The sequence below is a fragment of the Pseudomonas sp. CAN1 genome (genome assembly GCF_030462585.1).
Classification (GTDB): Bacteria; Pseudomonadota; Gammaproteobacteria; order Pseudomonadales; family Pseudomonadaceae; genus Pseudomonas.
On record NZ_JASMRU010000006.1, the window covers coordinates 1 to 18,124 of the forward strand.

At 61.9% G+C, this 18,124-nt stretch carries 22 protein-coding genes; 18 read left to right on the forward strand and 4 right to left on the reverse strand.

The window, feature by feature from the left end; translation table 11 throughout:
• A partial coding sequence (proS, locus tag QO207_RS10405) for a proline--tRNA ligase (RefSeq protein WP_301532363.1) occupies positions 1-930 on the reverse strand: 930 nt, incomplete at its 3' end.
• Positions 931-1,041: 111 nt separating this feature from the next.
• On the opposite strand from proS, the gene QO207_RS10410 reads away from it, so the two are divergent.
• Positions 1,042-1,449, forward strand: coding sequence for a PaaI family thioesterase (locus QO207_RS10410; protein ID WP_184589950.1), 408 nt, complete (start codon positions 1,042-1,044; stop codon positions 1,447-1,449).
• Positions 1,450-1,534: 85 nt separating this feature from the next.
• Here the strand turns inward: QO207_RS10410 and QO207_RS10415 are convergent, their stop codons facing one another.
• Positions 1,535-2,872 carry an OprD family porin gene (locus tag QO207_RS10415; protein ID WP_301532364.1) on the reverse strand — a complete coding sequence of 446 codons (1,338 nt, stop codon included), beginning with the start codon at positions 2,870-2,872 and terminating at the stop codon, positions 1,535-1,537.
• Between the two features lie 715 nt (positions 2,873-3,587).
• Here QO207_RS10415 and QO207_RS10420 point away from each other — a divergent pair.
• Together QO207_RS10420 and QO207_RS10425 are read left to right on the forward strand one after the other, a co-directional pair.
• Positions 3,588-4,013 (forward strand): HIT domain-containing protein, encoded by a 426-nt coding sequence (locus QO207_RS10420; RefSeq protein WP_301532365.1) that lies wholly within the window; start codon positions 3,588-3,590, stop codon positions 4,011-4,013.
• Positions 4,014-4,016: 3 nt separating this feature from the next.
• Entirely contained in the window at positions 4,017-4,223 is a 207-nt protein-coding gene (locus QO207_RS10425) for a SlyX family protein (RefSeq protein ID WP_301532366.1), read from the forward strand.
• A 51-nt stretch (positions 4,224-4,274) separates the two neighbouring features.
• Here QO207_RS10425 and QO207_RS10430 read toward each other — a convergent pair whose 3' ends face one another.
• Together QO207_RS10430 and QO207_RS10435 are read right to left on the reverse strand one after the other, a co-directional pair.
• Positions 4,275-4,871, reverse strand: a complete 597-nt coding sequence (locus QO207_RS10430) for a cold-shock protein (protein ID WP_301532367.1) — start codon at positions 4,869-4,871, stop codon at positions 4,275-4,277.
• A 210-nt stretch (positions 4,872-5,081) separates the two neighbouring features.
• Positions 5,082-5,552: a Dps family protein gene (locus tag QO207_RS10435; protein WP_301532368.1), complete on the reverse strand. Its 471-nt coding sequence runs from the start codon at positions 5,550-5,552 to the stop codon at positions 5,082-5,084.
• Positions 5,553-5,795: 243 nt separating this feature from the next.
• On the opposite strand from QO207_RS10435, the gene QO207_RS10440 reads away from it, so the two are divergent.
• The 15 genes from QO207_RS10440 (at position 5,796) to queC (ending at position 18,065) form a co-directional block, all read left to right on the forward strand.
• Complete coding sequence (locus QO207_RS10440) at positions 5,796-6,056, forward strand: FmdB family zinc ribbon protein (protein WP_301532369.1); 261 nt, start codon at positions 5,796-5,798, stop codon at positions 6,054-6,056.
• A gap of 43 nt (positions 6,057-6,099) precedes the next feature.
• Complete coding sequence (gene aspS, locus QO207_RS10445; RefSeq protein WP_301532370.1) at positions 6,100-7,878, forward strand: aspartate--tRNA ligase; 1,779 nt, start codon at positions 6,100-6,102, stop codon at positions 7,876-7,878.
• Between the two features lie 73 nt (positions 7,879-7,951).
• On the forward strand, positions 7,952-8,698 hold the full coding sequence (locus tag QO207_RS10450) for a YebC/PmpR family DNA-binding transcriptional regulator (protein ID WP_192381097.1): 747 nt from the start codon (positions 7,952-7,954) through the stop codon (positions 8,696-8,698).
• 115 nt (positions 8,699-8,813) lie between these two features.
• Positions 8,814-9,338: a crossover junction endodeoxyribonuclease RuvC gene (ruvC, locus tag QO207_RS10455; protein WP_301532371.1), complete on the forward strand. Its 525-nt coding sequence runs from the start codon at positions 8,814-8,816 to the stop codon at positions 9,336-9,338.
• 34 nt (positions 9,339-9,372) lie between these two features.
• Positions 9,373-9,978: a Holliday junction branch migration protein RuvA gene (gene ruvA / locus QO207_RS10460; protein ID WP_081520159.1), complete on the forward strand. Its 606-nt coding sequence runs from the start codon at positions 9,373-9,375 to the stop codon at positions 9,976-9,978.
• 10 nt (positions 9,979-9,988) lie between these two features.
• A complete protein-coding gene (gene ruvB / locus QO207_RS10465) occupies positions 9,989-11,047 on the forward strand; it encodes a Holliday junction branch migration DNA helicase RuvB (RefSeq protein ID WP_301532372.1) in 1,059 nt (352 codons plus the stop codon).
• A gap of 52 nt (positions 11,048-11,099) precedes the next feature.
• Positions 11,100-11,546, forward strand: coding sequence for a tol-pal system-associated acyl-CoA thioesterase (gene ybgC, locus QO207_RS10470; protein ID WP_081520161.1), 447 nt, complete (start codon positions 11,100-11,102; stop codon positions 11,544-11,546).
• Position 11,547: 1 nt separating this feature from the next.
• Positions 11,548-12,243 (forward strand): protein TolQ, encoded by a 696-nt coding sequence (gene tolQ / locus QO207_RS10475; RefSeq protein ID WP_045210353.1) that lies wholly within the window; start codon positions 11,548-11,550, stop codon positions 12,241-12,243.
• A gap of 24 nt (positions 12,244-12,267) precedes the next feature.
• On the forward strand, positions 12,268-12,732 hold the full coding sequence (tolR, locus tag QO207_RS10480) for a protein TolR (RefSeq protein WP_081520162.1): 465 nt from the start codon (positions 12,268-12,270) through the stop codon (positions 12,730-12,732).
• Positions 12,729-13,802, forward strand: coding sequence for a cell envelope integrity protein TolA (gene tolA / locus QO207_RS10485; RefSeq protein ID WP_301532373.1), 1,074 nt, complete (start codon positions 12,729-12,731; stop codon positions 13,800-13,802). The genes tolR and tolA overlap by 4 nt, the downstream gene beginning before the upstream one ends.
• Complete coding sequence (gene tolB / locus QO207_RS10490) at positions 13,799-15,097, forward strand: Tol-Pal system beta propeller repeat protein TolB (RefSeq protein WP_138215287.1); 1,299 nt, start codon at positions 13,799-13,801, stop codon at positions 15,095-15,097. Before tolA ends, tolB begins: the two co-directional genes overlap by 4 nt.
• Positions 15,098-15,149: 52 nt before the next feature.
• The gene (pal, locus tag QO207_RS10495; RefSeq protein WP_017522099.1) at positions 15,150-15,656 is read left to right on the forward strand and encodes a peptidoglycan-associated lipoprotein Pal; all 507 of its coding nucleotides are present in this window, start codon (positions 15,150-15,152) and stop codon (positions 15,654-15,656) included.
• 3 nt (positions 15,657-15,659) lie between these two features.
• Positions 15,660-16,502 (forward strand): tol-pal system protein YbgF, encoded by an 843-nt coding sequence (gene ybgF / locus QO207_RS10500; RefSeq protein ID WP_301532374.1) that lies wholly within the window; start codon positions 15,660-15,662, stop codon positions 16,500-16,502.
• A 202-nt stretch (positions 16,503-16,704) separates the two neighbouring features.
• Entirely contained in the window at positions 16,705-17,352 is a 648-nt protein-coding gene (gene queE, locus QO207_RS10505) for a 7-carboxy-7-deazaguanine synthase QueE (RefSeq protein ID WP_301532375.1), read from the forward strand.
• A gap of 20 nt (positions 17,353-17,372) precedes the next feature.
• Entirely contained in the window at positions 17,373-18,065 is a 693-nt protein-coding gene (gene queC, locus QO207_RS10510) for a 7-cyano-7-deazaguanine synthase QueC (protein ID WP_301532376.1), read from the forward strand.
• Positions 18,066-18,124 lie beyond the last annotated feature (59 nt).

The following is an 18,124-nucleotide window of genomic DNA, read 5'->3' on the forward strand; positions in this document are numbered from 1 at the left end:
GTGGTTGCCGGCCTTGATCTCGTTGAGTTCGTGGTCGCCACGAACCACCAGGGCGATCAGCTTGCCTTCCTCGGCGGCATGCACCACCAGGGTCTTGATGGTCTTCTCGATCGGCAGGCCGAACTTCTCCACCAGGGCGGCGATGGTCTTGGTCTCGGGGGTGTCGACCAGGCGCAGCTCTTCGCTGGCGGCGCCGCGAGCGGTTTCGCGCGGCAGGGCCTCGGCCTTCTCGATGTTGGCGGCGTAGTCGGTGGATTCGCCGAAGACGATGTCGTCCTCACCGGAGCCGGCGAGCACGTGGAACTCGTGGGAGCCGCTGCCGCCGATGGAGCCGTTGTCCGCTTGCACGGCACGGAAATCCAGGCCCAGGCGGGTGAAGATCTTGCTGTACGCGCCGTACATGACGTCGTAGGTCGCCTGCAGCGAGTCCTGGCTGGCGTGGAAGGAGTAGGCATCCTTCATGATGAACTCGCGGCCGCGCATCAGGCCGAAGCGCGGACGGATCTCGTCACGGAACTTGGTCTGGATCTGGTACATGTTGATCGGCAGCTGCTTGTAGCTGTTCAGCTCGTTGCGCGCGAGATCAGTGATCACTTCCTCGTGGGTCGGGCCGACGCAGAAGTCGCGGTCATGGCGATCCTTCAGGCGCAGTAGCTCGGGGCCGTACTGCTGCCAGCGGCCGGATTCCTGCCACAGTTCGGCGGGCTGGATGGCTGGCATCAGCACCTCCAGGGCGCCGGCGGCGTTCATCTCTTCGCGGACGATGGTCTCCACCTTGCGCAGCACCCGCAGACCCATTGGCAGCCAGGTGTAGAGACCGGACGCCAGCTTGCGGATCATGCCGGCGCGCAGCATCAGCTGGTGGCTGATGACGACCGCATCGGAAGGGGTTTCTTTCAGGGTGGAAAGCAGATACTGACTGGTACGCATCTTTGGCCGTTATGTCGGTTGCGAAGGGATATATAGGCTGGGCATTGTACGGTGCAGGTCTGGCTGCGTACAGGGCGCGGCGGGTGGAGACGGAGGAGTGGTGTGAGTCGATTGAATGCAGCGCAGGTACAGGCGTTCATCCGTGCGGGATTGCCCATGGCGGACGACATGGATTTTCGTATCGATGCACTGGAAGGGCGCAGCGCCTTCGCGCGGGTCCCCTTCCACGGCAAGCTGGTGCGGCCGGGCGGTACCGTATCCGGGCCGACCATCATGGCGCTGGCGGACGCAGCGATGTACGCGGTGATCCTGGCGCAACTGGACAACGTCGAGATGGCCGTTACGTCCAATCTCAATATCAACTTTCTCAGCAAGCCGAAGCCGGAAGATCTGTTGGCAGAAGCGAAGATATTGAAGCTGGGGCGTCGGCAGGTGGTTTGCGAAGTAGCTGTCTACTCGGTCAGCAATCCGCAGGAGTTGGTTGCCCATGTCACCGGTACCTATGTTTTACCGATGTAACAGATACGTTCGAAGTTGTAGGTAAGTTGCAATAAAAAAGCCCGGCAGATGCCGGGCTTTTTAGTTACCTGTGGTTCGCTCTGAATTACAGAACGGACAGCGGGTAGTCGACGATCAGGCGGAACTCGTTGTTGTCGCCTTCGGCCTGGTCGGTGTTGGCGCGGTGCCAGGCTTGACGGACGCGGAAGGACAGGTCCTTAGCCGGGCCAGCCTGTACTACGTACTTGGCTTCGAAGTCAGTTTCGTGGTGCTTGCCGTCGTCGCCATAACCGTAGGCAGCGTACACACTGGTCGGGTCGATGTGGCTGCCATCGATATCCTTACCAGTGATGTAACGGGTCATGAAGGTCAGGCCCGGTACACCGTACTCGGCCATGTTCAGGTCGTAGCGAGCCTGCCAGGATTTTTCGCCCGGGCCGTTGAAGTCGGAGTACTGAACGGAGTTGGCGAGGAAGATCGAGTCACCACCAGCGTTGTTGTCACCTACGCCGAGATAGTCGAACGGAGTATCGCCGTTCACTTTCTGGAAGGCCAGGGTGAAGGTGTGGGCGCTCAGGGTGTACGCAGCGGCCAGGGAGAAGGTGTTGTTATCGATGTCGCCTGCTTTCGCCGAACCGGAATCGGTAGTGCGATAGTAGTTGAAATCGAAGCCCAGCGACTGATCATCGGCGATCGGCAGGGTGTAGTTCAGGTTGGTGTAATACTGGTTCCACACGTCCTTGAACTTCGAGCCGTACAGGGAGGCGGTGAAGTTGTCGGAGAAGGCGTACTTGCCACCAACGAAGTCGACGGTGCGAGCATCAAGGTCATTGTCACCGTACCAAGCGTAGGTAGCGGTCAGCTTGCCGTCGCGGTTGGTGGTGTCCTGGCCTGTGCCGGAGTAGTAGTGACCGGCTTCAAGGTCGAGACCTTCGATCTCGCTGCTCATCAGAGCAATACCGCTGGCGGTTTGCGGCAGCAGACGGGTGCCGCCCACAGCGAATACCGGAGCGGTCGGCTGCATGTCGCCGAGTTTCAGCTCGGTTTTGGATACGCGGACTTTCAGCGCTGCACCAGCTTTGCCGAAGTCATCAGCTTTACGGCCATCGTCATGGACCGGCAGGTTGCCGGTGCCGCCGTAGCCACGGCCACCATCAAGTTTCAGGCCCAGGTAGCCGAAGGCGTCAACGCCGAAGCCAACGGTGCCTTGGGTGAAGCCAGAGCTGTAATTGCCCCAGAAGCCCTGGGTCCAGTCGCGCTGGTCACGGCTGCCGTTCTTGTTGTCGCGATTGAAGTAGTAGTTGCGAACCAGGAAGTTCAGGCTGCTGTCTTCGACAAAGCCTTTAGCGTCAGCCTGATTACCTACGAAGGGTTCGGCCATTGCCAGTTGTGTGCTGCCTGCAGAAACCGCCAGGGCGATGGCGCTCCACTTCATCACTTTCATTGTGATTGCTCCTTTGGTTTTGAAATTATTCGCCATCACTAATGCCGCGGTGACGGCTCTTTCTTTTTTTGTCGGCGCTAACTTATAGCACGCGTGTTCAGTTGGCGATAGTTGCCCAAATGAACACACAAAATCTTTACGGGACTGTCGCAAAGCTGCATGAAGCATGTCGCATTCAAGCAGTTGTCATGTTGCAAAAAGAGATTGCCCCCTGATTGCTTCATCGATGCTCCAGTCCTCTGTGGCTCTTTCTTCCATCGACCACTTCTTTATCTTCCCGCTGCCGCGTCCACTTCTTCTTATGGGTGGTCGTCGGTGCGATGTCCTTGCTGCTAGCAACAACCGTGCACAAATGCCCGGAGCCGCCATTCACAGTGCCGTCTTGCGACGCGTTGACGCATTTCACGGCTTCTGTTGGGGATTTGCAACATCAAAGCGCACACATGTCGTTTTCTGGCATCCCGTAGTTGTAGCTGTTGAAACGTTTTTTCGCCGCCAATTGCCGTGAATGCTGTGCAGATTCCTGCACGCACCTGTTGTCGGGATATGCCAATGCGCGCCATGCACGACGCTGGTGCGTCGCTCGGAAGGGGCTGCACCGCAACGGGGCGTCGCTCAGGCATGTTCCTCGCTGGGACGTTCCAGTATTCTTCGCGCCCTTCGGCTCCGTCGTGGAGCTAGGCTTGAAAAGGCTTTGTCGAACAGGAGAGGTCTTATGTTCGCTCTGGATTCCCGTCTGAAACAGGACACCGTCGCACTGGGTGATTTCCCGCTGAGCACCCTGTTGCTGATGAACGACTCGCAGTACCCCTGGCTCATCCTTGTGCCGCGTCGCGAGGATGTCAGCGAGATATTCCAGCTGGACTCCGCCGACCAGCAGCAGCTGTGGCGTGAAGCGACCCAACTGGCCGAGGTGCTCAAGGACACCTTCGATGCCGACAAGATGAACGTGGCCAACCTGGGTAACGTCGTTAGCCAACTGCATGTGCATGTGATTGTACGCAAGGTGGGTGATGTGGCCTGGCCGGGTCCGGTGTGGGGCAAGCATCCGGCAGTTCCTTATACCGCCGAGCAATTGGCGCAGGTGCGCGAGAAGCTGCGCATGGCGCTGGGCGATGGCTTTCGCTTCAGTCAGGAGTGAATGATGGATCTGGAAACTCGAGTGATGGATCTGGAGAGCCGGCTGGCCTTCCAGGATGAGGCACTGCAGACCCTGAGTGACGTGGTCTACGAGCAGGAGCGGGTGATCGAGCGAACCCGCCTGCAGATGCAGGTGCTGCTCAAGCGCCTGGAGGACCTGCAGGGGCAGGTCGGTATTGCGGACGATGACGCGCCGCCGCCGCACTATTGATGCGCGAATGAAAAAGCCCGCCAATCGGCGGGCTTTTTCATGGGGCAGTGCTTAACGCCGGTTGGGCAGGGCGGCGATCACGTCTTCCGCTTGCAGACCCTTGTCGCGCTGAACTACCGAGAACTCCACGCGCTGACCCTCGATCAGGATGCGGTGGCCTTCGCCGCGGATGGCGCGGAAGTGGACGAAGATGTCCTCGCCCGAGTCGCGGGAGATGAAGCCGAAGCCCTTGGATGTGTTGAACCACTTCACCGTGCCGGTCTCGCGGTTTTCGCCGAGGAAGGTCTCGGTGGCGACCGGAAGGGCTGGCTTGTTCAGGTTGGCGGCCCATTGCAGGACGACCGCGCCGGCCAGGCTCAGCAGCGGCAGGATGATCGCCGGCTGTTCGCCAATGAATGGCAGGGGTGCCAGCAGGATCAGCACCTGCAGGACGACAGCCAGCACCACCAGGGCGGTGGCCAGGCCTTGCAGGGCGGAAGGGTTTTTCAGATTGCTGTTCGGGGCGAGCAGCAGGCTGGTCAGACCGAGCAGTGCCAGGTAAATGGCATCGCTCTGTTGCAGGTAAGGCAGGGCATCACTACGCAGGCTCGGAAGCAGGGATAGCAGGAGCGCGGCAACGCCCGTCACGAGATGGACGATTTTCAGCATGGCTACGAATTCACCTTGAACGGGTCACGAAGAAGCAGCCGTCCACCGATGCGACGCCAGATAAGGATATGAAAGCGTGCCGGACGGCCTATGCGGGAAACGCACGGCGGTTATTTAACAGCAAACCACTTGCCTTCACAAATCAACCGCTTAGGCCATTCGTAGGGGGCGGGCAGCCTGCTTCTGCAGGCTGCCTATATAAGGAAGGGATTACTCGGCGAGCAGGCTGCGCAGCATCCAGGCGGTCTTCTCGTGGACCTGCATGCGCTGGGTCAGCAGGTCGGCGGTCGGCTCGTCGGCGACCTTGTCTGCCAGCGGGAAGATGCTGCGCGCGGTGCGCACCACGGCTTCCTGGCCCTGCACCAGCAGGCGGATCATCTGCTGGGCATCCGGTACGCCTTCTTCTTCCTTGATGGAGGACAGGCGAGCGTAGGCGGCGTAGGTGCCCGGCGCCGGGAAGCCCAGGGCGCGTATGCGCTCGGCGATGCTGTCGACGGCCAGCGCCAGTTCGGTGTACTGCCCTTCGAACATCAGGTGCAGGGTGTTGAACATCGGCCCGGTGACGTTCCAGTGGAAGTTGTGGGTCTTCAGGTACAGGGTGTAGGTGTCGGCCAGCAGCCGGGACAGACCTTCGGCGATGGCGGCGCGGTCCTGTTCGACGATTCCGATGTTGATTTCCATGGTGATCTCCTCATCGTTGCCAGGGGAATTCAAAAGGTATGGATCGAGGCTATCACCGGGCAGGGTGCGAAGCTCTTGGTCTATGTCAAGGCAATCGATTGAAGCTTTCTATTAGAAAGCTGTGCGCTAAGCCTGCCGTTCCGGTCACTGCCGCCTGGCTGCAACCTGCGGATTTTTCAGGCTATAATCCGCGTCTTTGCCGCGGGATGCGGGCCCGTGGCAGTGTACGAGCCAAGGTGTCCCATGCCGATTTACGAATACAAGTGCCAATCCTGTGCGCATCAGCTGGAATCGCTGCAGAAGATCAGTGATGCGCCGTTGGTCGATTGCCCGGCCTGCAAGGCTCCCGAATTGAAGAAGATGTTGTCGGCGCCGGGTTTCCGCCTGGGCGGCAGCGGTTGGTACGAGACCGACTTCAAGACCGGAGCGAAGAAGAACCTGGCCTCCGGCGATGCCTCAGCGGCCACCGCTAGCGGTGGTGGCGGCAGCTCCGCCAGCGAATGAGCGGTTCCCTAGAATTCAAGACTTTCGAGAAGCGAAACACACCATGATGCGCAGCCACTATTGCGGCCAGTTGAACGAGAGCCTGGACGGCCAGGTAGTCACTCTTTGCGGTTGGGTACACCGTCGCCGCGACCACGGCGGGGTGATCTTCCTCGACGTGCGCGATCGCGAGGGCCTGGCCCAGGTGGTGTTCGACCCGGATCGCGTCGAGACCTTCGCCAAGGCCGACCGCGTGCGCAGCGAGTACGTGGTGAAGATCACCGGCAAGGTGCGCCTGCGCCCTGAAGGTGCGCGCAACTCGAACATGGCTTCCGGCGCCATCGAAGTGCTGGGTCACGAGCTGGAAGTGCTGAACCAGGCCGAGACCCCGCCGTTCCCGCTGGACGAATACTCCGACGTGGGCGAGGAAACCCGCCTGCGCTATCGCTTCATCGACCTGCGTCGCCCGGAGATGGCCGCCAAGCTGAAGCTGCGCGCGCGCATCACCAGCAGCATCCGCCGCTACCTGGACGAGAACGGTTTCCTCGACGTGGAAACCCCGATCCTCGGCCGCCCGACTCCGGAAGGTGCGCGTGACTACCTGGTGCCGAGCCGCACCTACCCGGGTCACTTCTTCGCCCTGCCGCAGTCGCCCCAGCTGTTCAAGCAGCTGCTGATGGTGGCCGGCTTCGACCGCTACTACCAGATCGCCAAGTGCTTCCGCGACGAAGACCTGCGTGCCGACCGCCAGCCGGAATTCACCCAGATCGACATCGAGACCAGCTTCCTCGAAGAAAGCGACATCATCGAGATCACCGAGAAGATGGTGCGCCAGCTGTTCAAGGAAGTGCTGAACGTCGAGTTCGACGAATTCCCGCACATGCCGTTCGAAGAGGCCATGCGCCGCTACGGTTCGGACAAGCCTGACCTGCGTATCCCGCTGGAACTGGTCGACGTGGCCGATCAGCTGAAGGATGTCGAGTTCAAGGTGTTCTCCGGCCCGGCCAACGATCCGAAGGGCCGCGTTGCCGCCCTGCGCGTTCCCGGCGGTGCGAGCATGCCGCGCAAGCAGATCGACGACTACACCAAGTTCGTCGGCATCTACGGCGCCAAAGGCCTGGCCTACATCAAGGTCAACGAACGCGCCAAGGGCGTGGAAGGCCTGCAGTCGCCGATCGTGAAGAACATCGCCGAGCCGAACCTGAACGAGATCCTCGATCGCGTTGGCGCGGTCGATGGCGACATCGTGTTCTTCGGCGCCGACAAGGCCAAGATCGTCTGCGACGCCCTGGGCGCACTGCGCATCAAGGTCGGCCATGACCTCAACCTGCTCACCAAGGAGTGGGCGCCGATGTGGGTCGTGGACTTCCCGATGTTCGAAGAGAACGACGACGGCAGCCTGACCTCCCTGCACCACCCGTTCACCGCGCCCAAGTGCACCCCGGAAGAGCTGGAGGCCAACCCGGCCGGCAAGCTGTCCCGTGCCTACGACATGGTGCTCAATGGCACCGAGCTGGGCGGCGGTTCCATCCGTATCCATGACAAGTCCATGCAGCAGGCGGTGTTCCGCGTGCTCGGCATCGACGATGCGGAGCAGGAAGAGAAGTTCGGCTTCCTCCTCGACGCCCTCAAGTACGGCGCACCGCCGCACGGTGGCCTGGCCTTCGGCCTGGACCGCCTGGTGATGCTGATGACCGGCGCGGCCTCGATCCGCGAAGTCATCGCCTTCCCGAAAACCCAGAGCGCTGGCGACGTCATGACCCAGGCTCCGGGCACTGTGGATGCCAAGGCCCTGCGCGAGCTGAACATCCGCCTGCGCGAGCAGCAGAAGGCCGCCGAGTAAGTCGATCCAGATTGCCGCGGCGCCCGCAAGCCGGGCGTCGCGTGCGAAGCAAACAAGCGATACGGAGTGAGTTATGGCTGGTCATTCCAAATGGGCCAACATCAAGCACCGCAAGGAACGTCAGGACGCCAAGAAGGGCAAGATCTTCACCAAGCTCATCCGTGAGCTGACCGTCGCTGCCAAGCAGGGCGGGGGGATCCCGGCGGATAATCCGCGTCTGCGCCTGGCCGTGGACAAGGCGCTGACCGCCAACATGACCCGCGACACCATCGACCGCGCCATCCAGCGCGGCGTGGGCTCCAGCGAAGCCGACAACATGGCCGAGCTGACCTACGAAGGTTACGCGCCCAGCGGCGTGGCGATCATCGTCGAGGCCATGACCGACAACCGCAACCGCACCGCGGCCGAAGTGCGTCATGCCTTCAGCAAGTGCGGCGGCAACCTGGGTACCGATGGTTCGGTGGCCTACATGTTCGAGCGCAAGGGCCAGATCAGCTATGCGCCGGGCGTGAACGAAGAAGCCCTGATGGATGCCGCGCTGGAAGCCGGCGCCGACGACGTGGTGGTCAACGACGATGGTTCCATCGACGTGTTCACCACCTTCGCCGACTTCATCTCGGTCAACGAAGCGCTGACCGAAGCCGGTTTCAAGGGCGAGGACGCCGAGATCACCATGATCCCGTCGACTACTGCGGCCCTGGACCTGGACACCGCGCAGAAAGTCCTCAAGCTGATCGACATGCTCGAAGACCTGGACGACGTGCAGAACGTCTATTCCAACGCGGAAATCCCGGACGAGGTGATGGCCCAGCTGGGCTGATCCTCCACCGGCGCTGGTCTGAAGCCGGAAGTGGGAGTGGTCGTCAGTGGCGCCTCCCGCTTCCGGTTTTTGTTATCTGAAGTACAGGTTACGGACAAGGTTTGATCGGACGGACATGACCCTGATTCTCGGCATCGACCCAGGTTCACGGATTACCGGCTTCGGCGTGGTGCGCGACACCGGCCGTGGCTGTGAGTACGTGGCATCGGGCTGCATCCGTACCGGCAACGGCGAGCTGTTCGAGCGCCTGCAGATCGTCTTCCGTGGTGTGCGTGAGGTCATCCAGACCTACCAGCCGACCATGATGGGCATCGAGCAGGTGTTCATGGCGCGCAACGCCGACTCGGCGCTGAAGCTGGGACAGGCGCGCGGCGCGGCCATCGTCGCGGCGGCGGAAGAGGGGGTGCAGATCGCCGAGTACACGGCGAGCCAGGTCAAGCAGGCCATTGCCGGCACCGGCGGTGCGGACAAGCAGCAGGTGCAGATGATGGTGATGCATCTGCTCAAGCTGGTGCAGAAGCCGCAGATCGACGCCTCCGACGCCCTGGCCATCGCCCTGTGCCACGCCCATACCCGGCAGAGCCTGGTACCACACGGCCTGGTCGGTGCCCGCCGGCGTGGCGGCCGCCTGCGCCTGTGATATCCGGAAAAACATTGAGCAAGGACAAACACCCGTGATTGGACGCCTGCGTGGCACCCTGGCGGAGAAGCAACCGCCGCACCTGATCGTCGACGTGAATGGCGTGGGTTACGAGCTGGAAGTGCCGATGACCACCCTCTATCGCCTACCGAGCCTGGGCGAGCCGGTGACCCTGCACACCCACCTGGTGGTGCGCGAGGATGCCCACCTGCTATACGGCTTTGCCGAGAAGCGCGAGCGCGAGCTGTTCCGCGAGCTGATCCGTCTCAATGGCGTGGGCCCGAAGCTGGCGCTGGCGCTGATGTCGGGCCTGGAAGTCGATGAGCTGGTGCGTTGCGTGCAGGCGCAGGATACTTCCACCCTGGTGAAGATCCCCGGCGTGGGCAAGAAGACCGCCGAGCGCTTGTTGGTGGAGCTCAAGGATCGCTTCAAGGCGTGGGAGAATATTCCTTCCATCGCGCCGCTGGTGGTGGAACCCAGGCTGGTTGCCGCAGTCTCAAGCGCCGAGTCCGATGCAGTCAGCGCGCTGATCGCCCTGGGCTTCAAACCCCAGGAAGCGAGCCGCGCCGTGGCCGCCGTGCAGGAGGAAGGTTTGTCCAGCGAAGAACTCATCCGTCGTGCCCTCAAGGGCATGGTTTAGGTAGCCATCGATGATCGAAGCCGATCGCCTGATCTCCTCTGTAACCGGTCGCGACCGCGAAGAGCAGCTCGACCGCGCCATCCGCCCGCTGAAGCTGGCCGACTATGTCGGTCAGCCGGTGGTGCGTGAGCAGATGGAGCTGTTCATCCAGGCGGCCCGCGGGCGTCAGGAGGCGCTGGATCACACGCTGATCTTCGGCCCGCCCGGCCTGGGCAAGACCACCCTGGCGAACATCATTGCCCAGGAGATGGGGGTTTCGATCAAGAGCACGTCCGGCCCGGTGCTGGAGCGTCCTGGTGATCTGGCCGCATTGCTGACCAACCTCGAACCCAACGATGTGCTGTTCGTGGACGAGATCCACCGCCTCTCGCCCATCGTCGAAGAAGTGCTGTACCCGGCCATGGAAGACTTCCAGCTGGACATCATGATCGGCGAAGGCCCGGCTGCGCGCTCGATCAAGCTCGACCTGCCGCCCTTCACCCTGGTGGGGGCGACGACGCGCGCCGGCATGCTGACCAATCCGCTGCGTGATCGCTTCGGTATCGTGCAGCGTCTTGAGTTCTACGGTGTGGACGACCTGTCCAGCATCGTCGCCCGTTCGGCGGGCATCCTCGGTCTTGAGATCGAGCCGGCGGGCGCCTACGAGATCGCCCGGCGCGCCCGTGGTACGCCGCGGATCGCCAACCGACTGCTGCGCCGGGTGCGGGATTTCGCCGAGGTGCGTGGCACCGGGCACATCAGCAGCGACATCGCCGACAAGGCGCTGAACCTGCTGGACGTGGATGAAAGGGGCTTCGATCACCAGGATCGGCGCCTGCTGTTGACCATGATCGACAAGTTCGACGGTGGCCCGGTGGGCATCGACAACCTGGCGGCGGCCATCAGCGAAGAAAGACATACGATTGAAGACGTGCTGGAGCCCTATCTGATCCAGCAAGGCTATATCATGCGCACACCCCGGGGACGTGTAGTGACCCGGCATGCGTACCTGCATTTCGGCCTGAATGTGCCGAAGCGGATGGGGGAGGCGGCGACACCGGATCTGTTCGCCCCTGAAGATGGTAATTAATTGCATTTGTAGACGATTGCCGATTGGCAAAGTCTTTACTTGGTTCTAGAGTATGCGCGCGCAACACGGGGGTCAGCCGTTCCAGCAGCGGTATCGGGTCTATTACGAGGACACCGATGCCGGCGGCATCGTCTACTACGTCAACTACCTCAAGTTCATGGAGCGGGCTCGTACCGAGCGGCTGCGTGATCTGGGCTTCGCCCAGTCACAGCTGGCGGGGGAGAACCTGCTTTTCGTCGTTCATTCGGCCGAGGCGCGTTATCACGCACCGGCCCGCCTGGATGACGAGCTGCTGGTCAGTGTCGAGGTGGAGGAGTTGAACCGTGCGAGCCTGAAGTTTCGTCAACAGGTTCGACGGGCGTCGGATTCGACCTTGCTCTGCGAGGGGCGATTCCTGGTGGCGTGCGTGCGGGCGGACAACCTGAAACCCCGCGCTATCCCAGATGTGTTGCGTGCGGCATTTGCCGGCAGTCCGGACACCCTTTCAGCAGGAGATTAACGTGGAACCGAACGTCGTCGACCATACTTCCATGTGGAGCTTGATCAGTAACGCCAGCGTCGTGGTACAGCTGGTTATGCTGACCCTGGTGGCCGCATCGGTCACTTCCTGGATCATGATTTTCCAGCGCAGCAACATGATGCGCTCGGCGAAGAAGGCCCTGGAAACTTTCGAAGAGCGCTTCTGGTCGGGCATCGACCTGTCCAAGCTCTATCGTCAGGCGGGCAGCAACCCCGATCCGGATTCGGGGGTCGAGCAGATCTTCCGCGCCGGCTTCAAGGAATTCTCCCGTCTGCGTCAGCAGGCCGGTGTCGACCCGGATGCGGTGATGGAAGGCGTTTCCCGCGCCATGCGCGTCGCCATTTCCCGTGAGGAAGAGAAGCTGGAAACCAGCCTGCCGTTCCTCGCGACCGTAGGCTCGACCAGCCCGTACATCGGTCTGTTCGGCACCGTGTGGGGCATCATGAACTCCTTCCGTGGCCTGGCCACCGTGCAGCAGGCCACCCTCGCCACCGTGGCGCCGGGTATCGCCGAAGCACTGATCGCCACCGCCATCGGCCTGTTCGCGGCGATCCCGGCGGTCATCGCCTACAACCGTTTCGCCGCCCGCTCGGAAATGCTCATCGGTCGCTACTACACCTTCGCCGACGAGTTCCAGGCGATCCTGCACCGCAAAGTGCACACCAGCGACGATTGATCGACGACCAAGAGGTAAGCCGTCATGGCAAGAGTTCGTCACAAGCGCAAGCCGGTCGCGGAAATGAACGTGGTGCCCTACATCGACGTGATGTTGGTGCTGCTGGTCATTTTCATGGTGACCGCGCCCATGCTCAACCAGGGGGTCAAAGTCGACCTTCCCAAGGTTTCCAGCGAAGCGCTGCCGCAGGATAACGATTCCCGCGTGCTCACCATCTCCATCAAGGCCGACAAGACCTACTACTGGAACATGGGCTCCGAAGTGGACCCGGATCAGGGCAAGGCCAGCCAGACTGCCGTTGATCTCGATCAACTGGTGACCGCGGCTACCGCGATCATGGCGCAGAACAGCAGCCAGGGTAAGAAAGTCCAGGTCTTCGTCCGTGGAGACAAGGCAGTCGACTACGGTTCGGTCATGGCCGTCATGGGCGGCCTGCAGAAAGCCGGAGTCGGCAACGTCGGTCTGATTACCGAGGCACCAGGTAGTTGATGCACCAGCTCGAGCGCTCTCAATCGGAAGGCTACTTCTGGCCAACGGTCCTGGCCGTGGCCCTGCATGTCCTGATTTTCGCCATGCTGTTCGTCAGCTGGGCCAGCACGCCTGAACTGCCGCCTTCGCGGCCGATCGTCCAGGCTACCCTGTACCAGCTGAAGTCCAAGAGCCAGGCGACCCAGCAGACCAACCAGAAGATAGCCGGCGAGTCGAAGAAGACTTCGGCCAAGCAATACGAGCAGGAGCAGCTCGAGCAGAAGAAGGCTGAGCAGCAGGCTTTGGCTGCTGCGAAAGCCGAGGAACAAAAGAAGGCCGACGCAGCTCAAAAGGCTGCTGATGCCGCTGAAAAGGCCGCTGAAGCCAAGAAGGCCGACGAAGCCAAGAAGGCGGATGACGCCAAGAAAGCGGCCGATGCCGCTGCGGCCGCCAAGAAGGCTGCCGAGGCCAAGGCTGCCGAGCAGAAACAGCAGGCTGATATAGCCAAGAAGAAAGCCGAGGAAGAGGCCAAGAAAGAGGCCGCTGAAGAGGCGAAGAAGAAAGCTGCCGAGGAGGCCAAGAAGAAGGCCGCCGAGGACGCGAAGAAAAAAGCCGCCGCGGACGACGCCAAGAAGAAGGCGGCCGCGGTCGAGGCTGCGAAGAAGAAGGCTGCCGCTGCAGCCGCCGCAGCAGCCCGCAAGGCGACGGAAGACAAGAAGGCCCAGGCGCTGGCCGAGCTGCTGTCCAATGACACGCAACGGCAGCAGGCCCTGGCCGATGAGCAAGGTGACGAGGTGGCAGGCAACTTCGACGATCTGATCGTCAGCCTGGTCAGCCAGCAGTGGAGCCGTCCTCCTTCAGCTCGTAACGGAATGAGCGTAGAAGTGCTGATTCAGATGCTGCCGAGCGGAGCCATCACCGGTGTAAGCGTGACCCGCTCCAGTGGTGACAAACCGTTCGACGATTCGGCGGTGGCCGCGGTCAAAAACGTGGGCCGTGTTCCCGAACTGCAAAAACTGGATCGTGCCACTTTCGATAGCCTGTATCGTCAGCGCCGAATGGTCTTCAAACCGGAGGATTTAGATCTGTGAGTACCCTGATTCGCTTTGCGCTCTTCGCCCTGGCCCTGGTGGCCGGCGCAGCGCAGGCCGCCGACCCGCTGGTGATCTCCAGCGGTCGTGACTCGGCCGTCCCGATCGCCGTGGTTCCGTTCGGCTGGCAGGGTGGAAACGTCCTGCCCGAAGACATGTCGAACATCATCGGCAACGACCTGCGCAACTCCGGTTACTTCGAGCCGATCCCGCGCCAGAACATGATCAGCCAACCGGCCCAGGCCAGCGAAGTGATCTACCGCGACTGGCAGGCCCTCGGCGCGCAGTACGTCCTGGTCGGCAGCATCGTGCCCAACGGTGGTCGCCTGCAGATCCAGTACGCCCTGCTCAACGTGGCGACCCAGGAGCAGGTGCTGACCGGCAGCGTGGGCGGTACTACCGACCAGCTGCGCGACATGTCGCACTACATCGCCGATCAGTCGTTCGAGAAGCTCACCGGCATCAAGGGTGCGTTCTCCACCCGGCTGCTCTACGTGACTGCGGAACGCTTCTCGGTGGACAACACCCGCTACACCCTGCAGCGCTCCGACTATGACGGCGCGCGCCCGGTGACCCTGCTGCAGTCGCGCGAGCCGATCCTCTCGCCGCGCTTCTCGCCCGATGGCCGCCGCATTGCCTACGTATCGTTCGAGCAGAAGCGTCCGCGCATCTTCATGCAGTATGTCGACACCGGTCGCCGCGAGCAGATCTCCAACTTCGAAGGCCTGAACGGCGCCCCGGCCTTCTCGCCGGACGGCAACCGCCTGGCCTTCGTGCTGTCGCGTGATGGCAACCCGGAGATCTACGTGATGGACCTGGGCAGCCGCCAGCTGCGTCGCCTGACCAACAACTCGGCGATCGACACCGAACCCTTCTGGGGCGCGGACGGCTCGACCCTGTACTTCACCTCGGACCGTGGCGGCAAACCGCAGATCTACAAGATGAACGTGAACTCGGGCGCTACCGACCGTGTGACCTTCATCGGCAACTACAACGCCAACCCGAAACTTTCCGCGGATGAGAAGACCCTGGTCATGGTTCACCGCCAGGACGGTTTCACCAACTTCCAGATCGCGGCGCAGGACCTTCAGCGCGGTAATCTCCGGGTACTTTCCAACACCAACCTGGATGATTCGCCCACTGTTGCGCCAAATGGCACGATGCTAATATACGCCACCCGCCAGCAGGACCGGGGCGTGTTGATGCTCGTGAGCATCAACGGACGTGTTCGGTTACCGCTACCCACCGCTCAAGGCGACGTGCGAGAGCCTTCCTGGTCCCCTTACCTGAACTGACGGTTGCCAACTGTTCCAAACTTATACACTGGGGTTCATTAGGAGTTACATGATGGAAATGCTGAAATTCGGCAAGTTTGCCGTTATCGCCCTCGCCATGGCTGTTGCCGTCGGCTGTTCGTCCAAGAAAGGCGATGCTACTGGCGAAGGCGCCAATGGCGGCGTTGATCCGAACGCTGGCTACGGCGCCAACAGCGGTGCCGTTGACGGCTCCCTGAGCGACGAAGCCGCTCTGCGCGCTATCACCACCTTCTACTTCGAGTACGACAGCTCCGACCTGAAGCCGGAAGCCATGCGTGCCCTGGACGTACACGCCAAGGACCTGAAAGGTTCCGGCCAGCGCGTAGTCCTGGAAGGTCACACTGACGAGCGCGGCACCCGCGAGTACAACATGGCTCTGGGCGAGCGTCGTGCCAAGGCCGTTCAACGCTACCTGGTTCTGCAGGGCGTTTCCCCGGCTCAGCTGGAACTGGTTTCCTACGGCAAAGAGCGTCCGGTTGCCACTGGCCACGACGAGCAGTCCTGGGCCCAGAACCGTCGCGTTGAGCTGAAGAAGTAAGAGATGCCGATGCGCCTGCGTTTTCTGACCTTGATCGCATGCGGACTGCCGCTCATGGCGGCAGCCGCGGTTCCGGTACAGGACGGTAATGGTGGCTATGCCAGCACTCCGCCCTCGGGTTATGGCACCGCAGGCGCTGATGGCGCCTACGCCGGAGGCGGGATGACAACTCCCGTCTCCGGTCAGGCACAGCTGTTCATGCAGCTGCAGCAGATGCAGGACGAGATGTCCCGTCTGCGCGGCATGCTCGAAGAGCAGCAGAACCAGATCCAGCAGATGAAGCAGGAAAACCAGGAACGCTTCCAGGACATCGACAGCCGCCTTTCCAGCGGTGCAGGTGCAGGAGCGGCCGGTGCTGCTGTTCAACCCAATTCCCCCGCTGCCGGCGCCAGTGCCGGAGCTGCCGCAGGAGCAGGCGCTGCCGCCGCCCAGCAACAGCAGCCCGCCGCCAGCAGCGAGCCGGGTGACCCGGCAAAAGAGAAGCTGTACTACGAAGCTGCCTTCGACCTGATCAAGGCCAAGGACTTCGACAAGGCCAGCCAGGCCTTCGGCGGTTTCCTGCGCAAGTACCCCAACAGCCAGTACTCGGGCAACGCGCAGTACTGGCTCGGTGAAGTGAACCTCGCCAAGGGCGACCTGCAGGGCGCCGGTCAGGCATTTGCCCGCGTCAGCCAGGCCTACCCGAACAGCGCCAAGGTACCGGACTCGCTGTACAAGCTCGCCGACGTCGAGCGCCGCCTGGGCAACAACGACAAGGCCCGTGGCATCCTGCAGCAGGTCGTCGCCCAGTACCCGGGCACTTCCGCTGCCCAGCTGTCCCAGCGTGACCTGAAGAACCTCAAGTAAGGCAGCGCTTCGCAGCATCCCGAAAACCCGCGCCTGGCGCGGGTTTTTTCGTTAGAATTGCCGCCCCTCGGAAGGTACCAGTGGTTTCAGCTCGGCTGATGTCTGCTGCGCTCCGGGGCATTCCGGGTGCGCTTCGAGCGTGCCCACGACTCCAACGCAACGGAGGCGGATGGCCTGTGTAGCCGTCACGCCCGTGGCTGATATGCAACAGACCCTGCGCATTACCGAGATTTTCTTCTCGTTGCAGGGGGAAACGCGCACCGCCGGCTTGCCGACCGTGTTCGTACGCCTGACCGGCTGCCCCCTGCGCTGCAACTACTGCGATACCGCCTATGCCTTCAGTGGCGGCGAAATCCAGACCCTCGACGCCATCCTCGATCAGATTGCCCAGTATCGGCCGCGCTACGTCTGCGTGACCGGTGGCGAGCCGCTGGCCCAGCCCAACTGCATCCCGCTGCTGCAGCGTCTTTGCGATGCCGGCTACGACGTTTCGCTGGAAACCAGCGGCGCACTGGATATCTCCGCTACCGACCGCCGTGTCAGCCGCATTCTCGATCTGAAGACCCCGGGCTCCGGGGAGGTCGCGCGCAATCGCTACGACAATATCGGTGAGCTGACGGCCAATGATCAGGTGAAGTTCGTCATCTGCTCTCGCGAAGACTATGACTGGGCGGTCTCCAAGCTGATCGAGTATCGCCTGGAGCAGCGCGCGGGCGAGGTGCTGTTCTCGCCCAGCCATCGCGAGGTGGATGCGCGCGCGCTGGCCGACTGGATCGTCAGCGACAACCTGCCGGTGCGTCTGCAACTGCAGCTGCACAAGATTCTCTGGAATGACGAGCCGGGCCATTGAGCGCGGAGGAGACCCTGTTTATGTCCGTCAACAAGACTGTGAATGACAAGAAGGCCGTGATCCTGCTCTCCGGCGGCCTGGATTCCGCGACCGTGGTCGCCATGGCCAAGACTGAAGGTTATGACTGCTACACCATGAGCTTCGACTATGGCCAGCGTCACCGTGCTGAACTGCAGGCGGCCGAACGTGTGGCACGTCAGCAGGGCGTGATCGAGCACAAGGTGATCGGGCTGAATTTGAACGGCATCGGCGGCTCGGCACTGACCGACAGCAGCATCGACGTGCCCGAGGCGCCCAGCGATGGCATCCCGGTGACCTACGTGCCGGCGCGCAATACTGTGTTCCTGTCCCTTGCCCTGGGCTGGGCGGAGGTGCTGGGCGCGCGGGACATCTTCATCGGCGTCAACGCCGTGGACTACTCCGGCTACCCGGATTGTCGTCCCGAGTTCGTCGAGGCTTTCGAGCGCATGGCCAACCTTGCGACCAAGGCGGGCGTGGAGGGCGAGGGCTTTCGCATCCAGGCGCCGCTGCAGTTCCTTTCCAAGGCGCAGATCATCGAGGCGGGCATCGCCCAGGGTGTGGACTACAGCCTCACCGTTTCCTGCTACCAGGCCGATGATGACGGGCGTGCGTGCGGTAAATGCGACAGCTGCCGGCTGCGTTCCGAGGGCTTTTCGGCCGCCGGAATTCCTGACCCGACGCGATATTTTTGAAAAAAGTTTTCGAGGGGTGTTGTTTTTGCGTTAGAAATCAGTATTATACGCCCCACGTT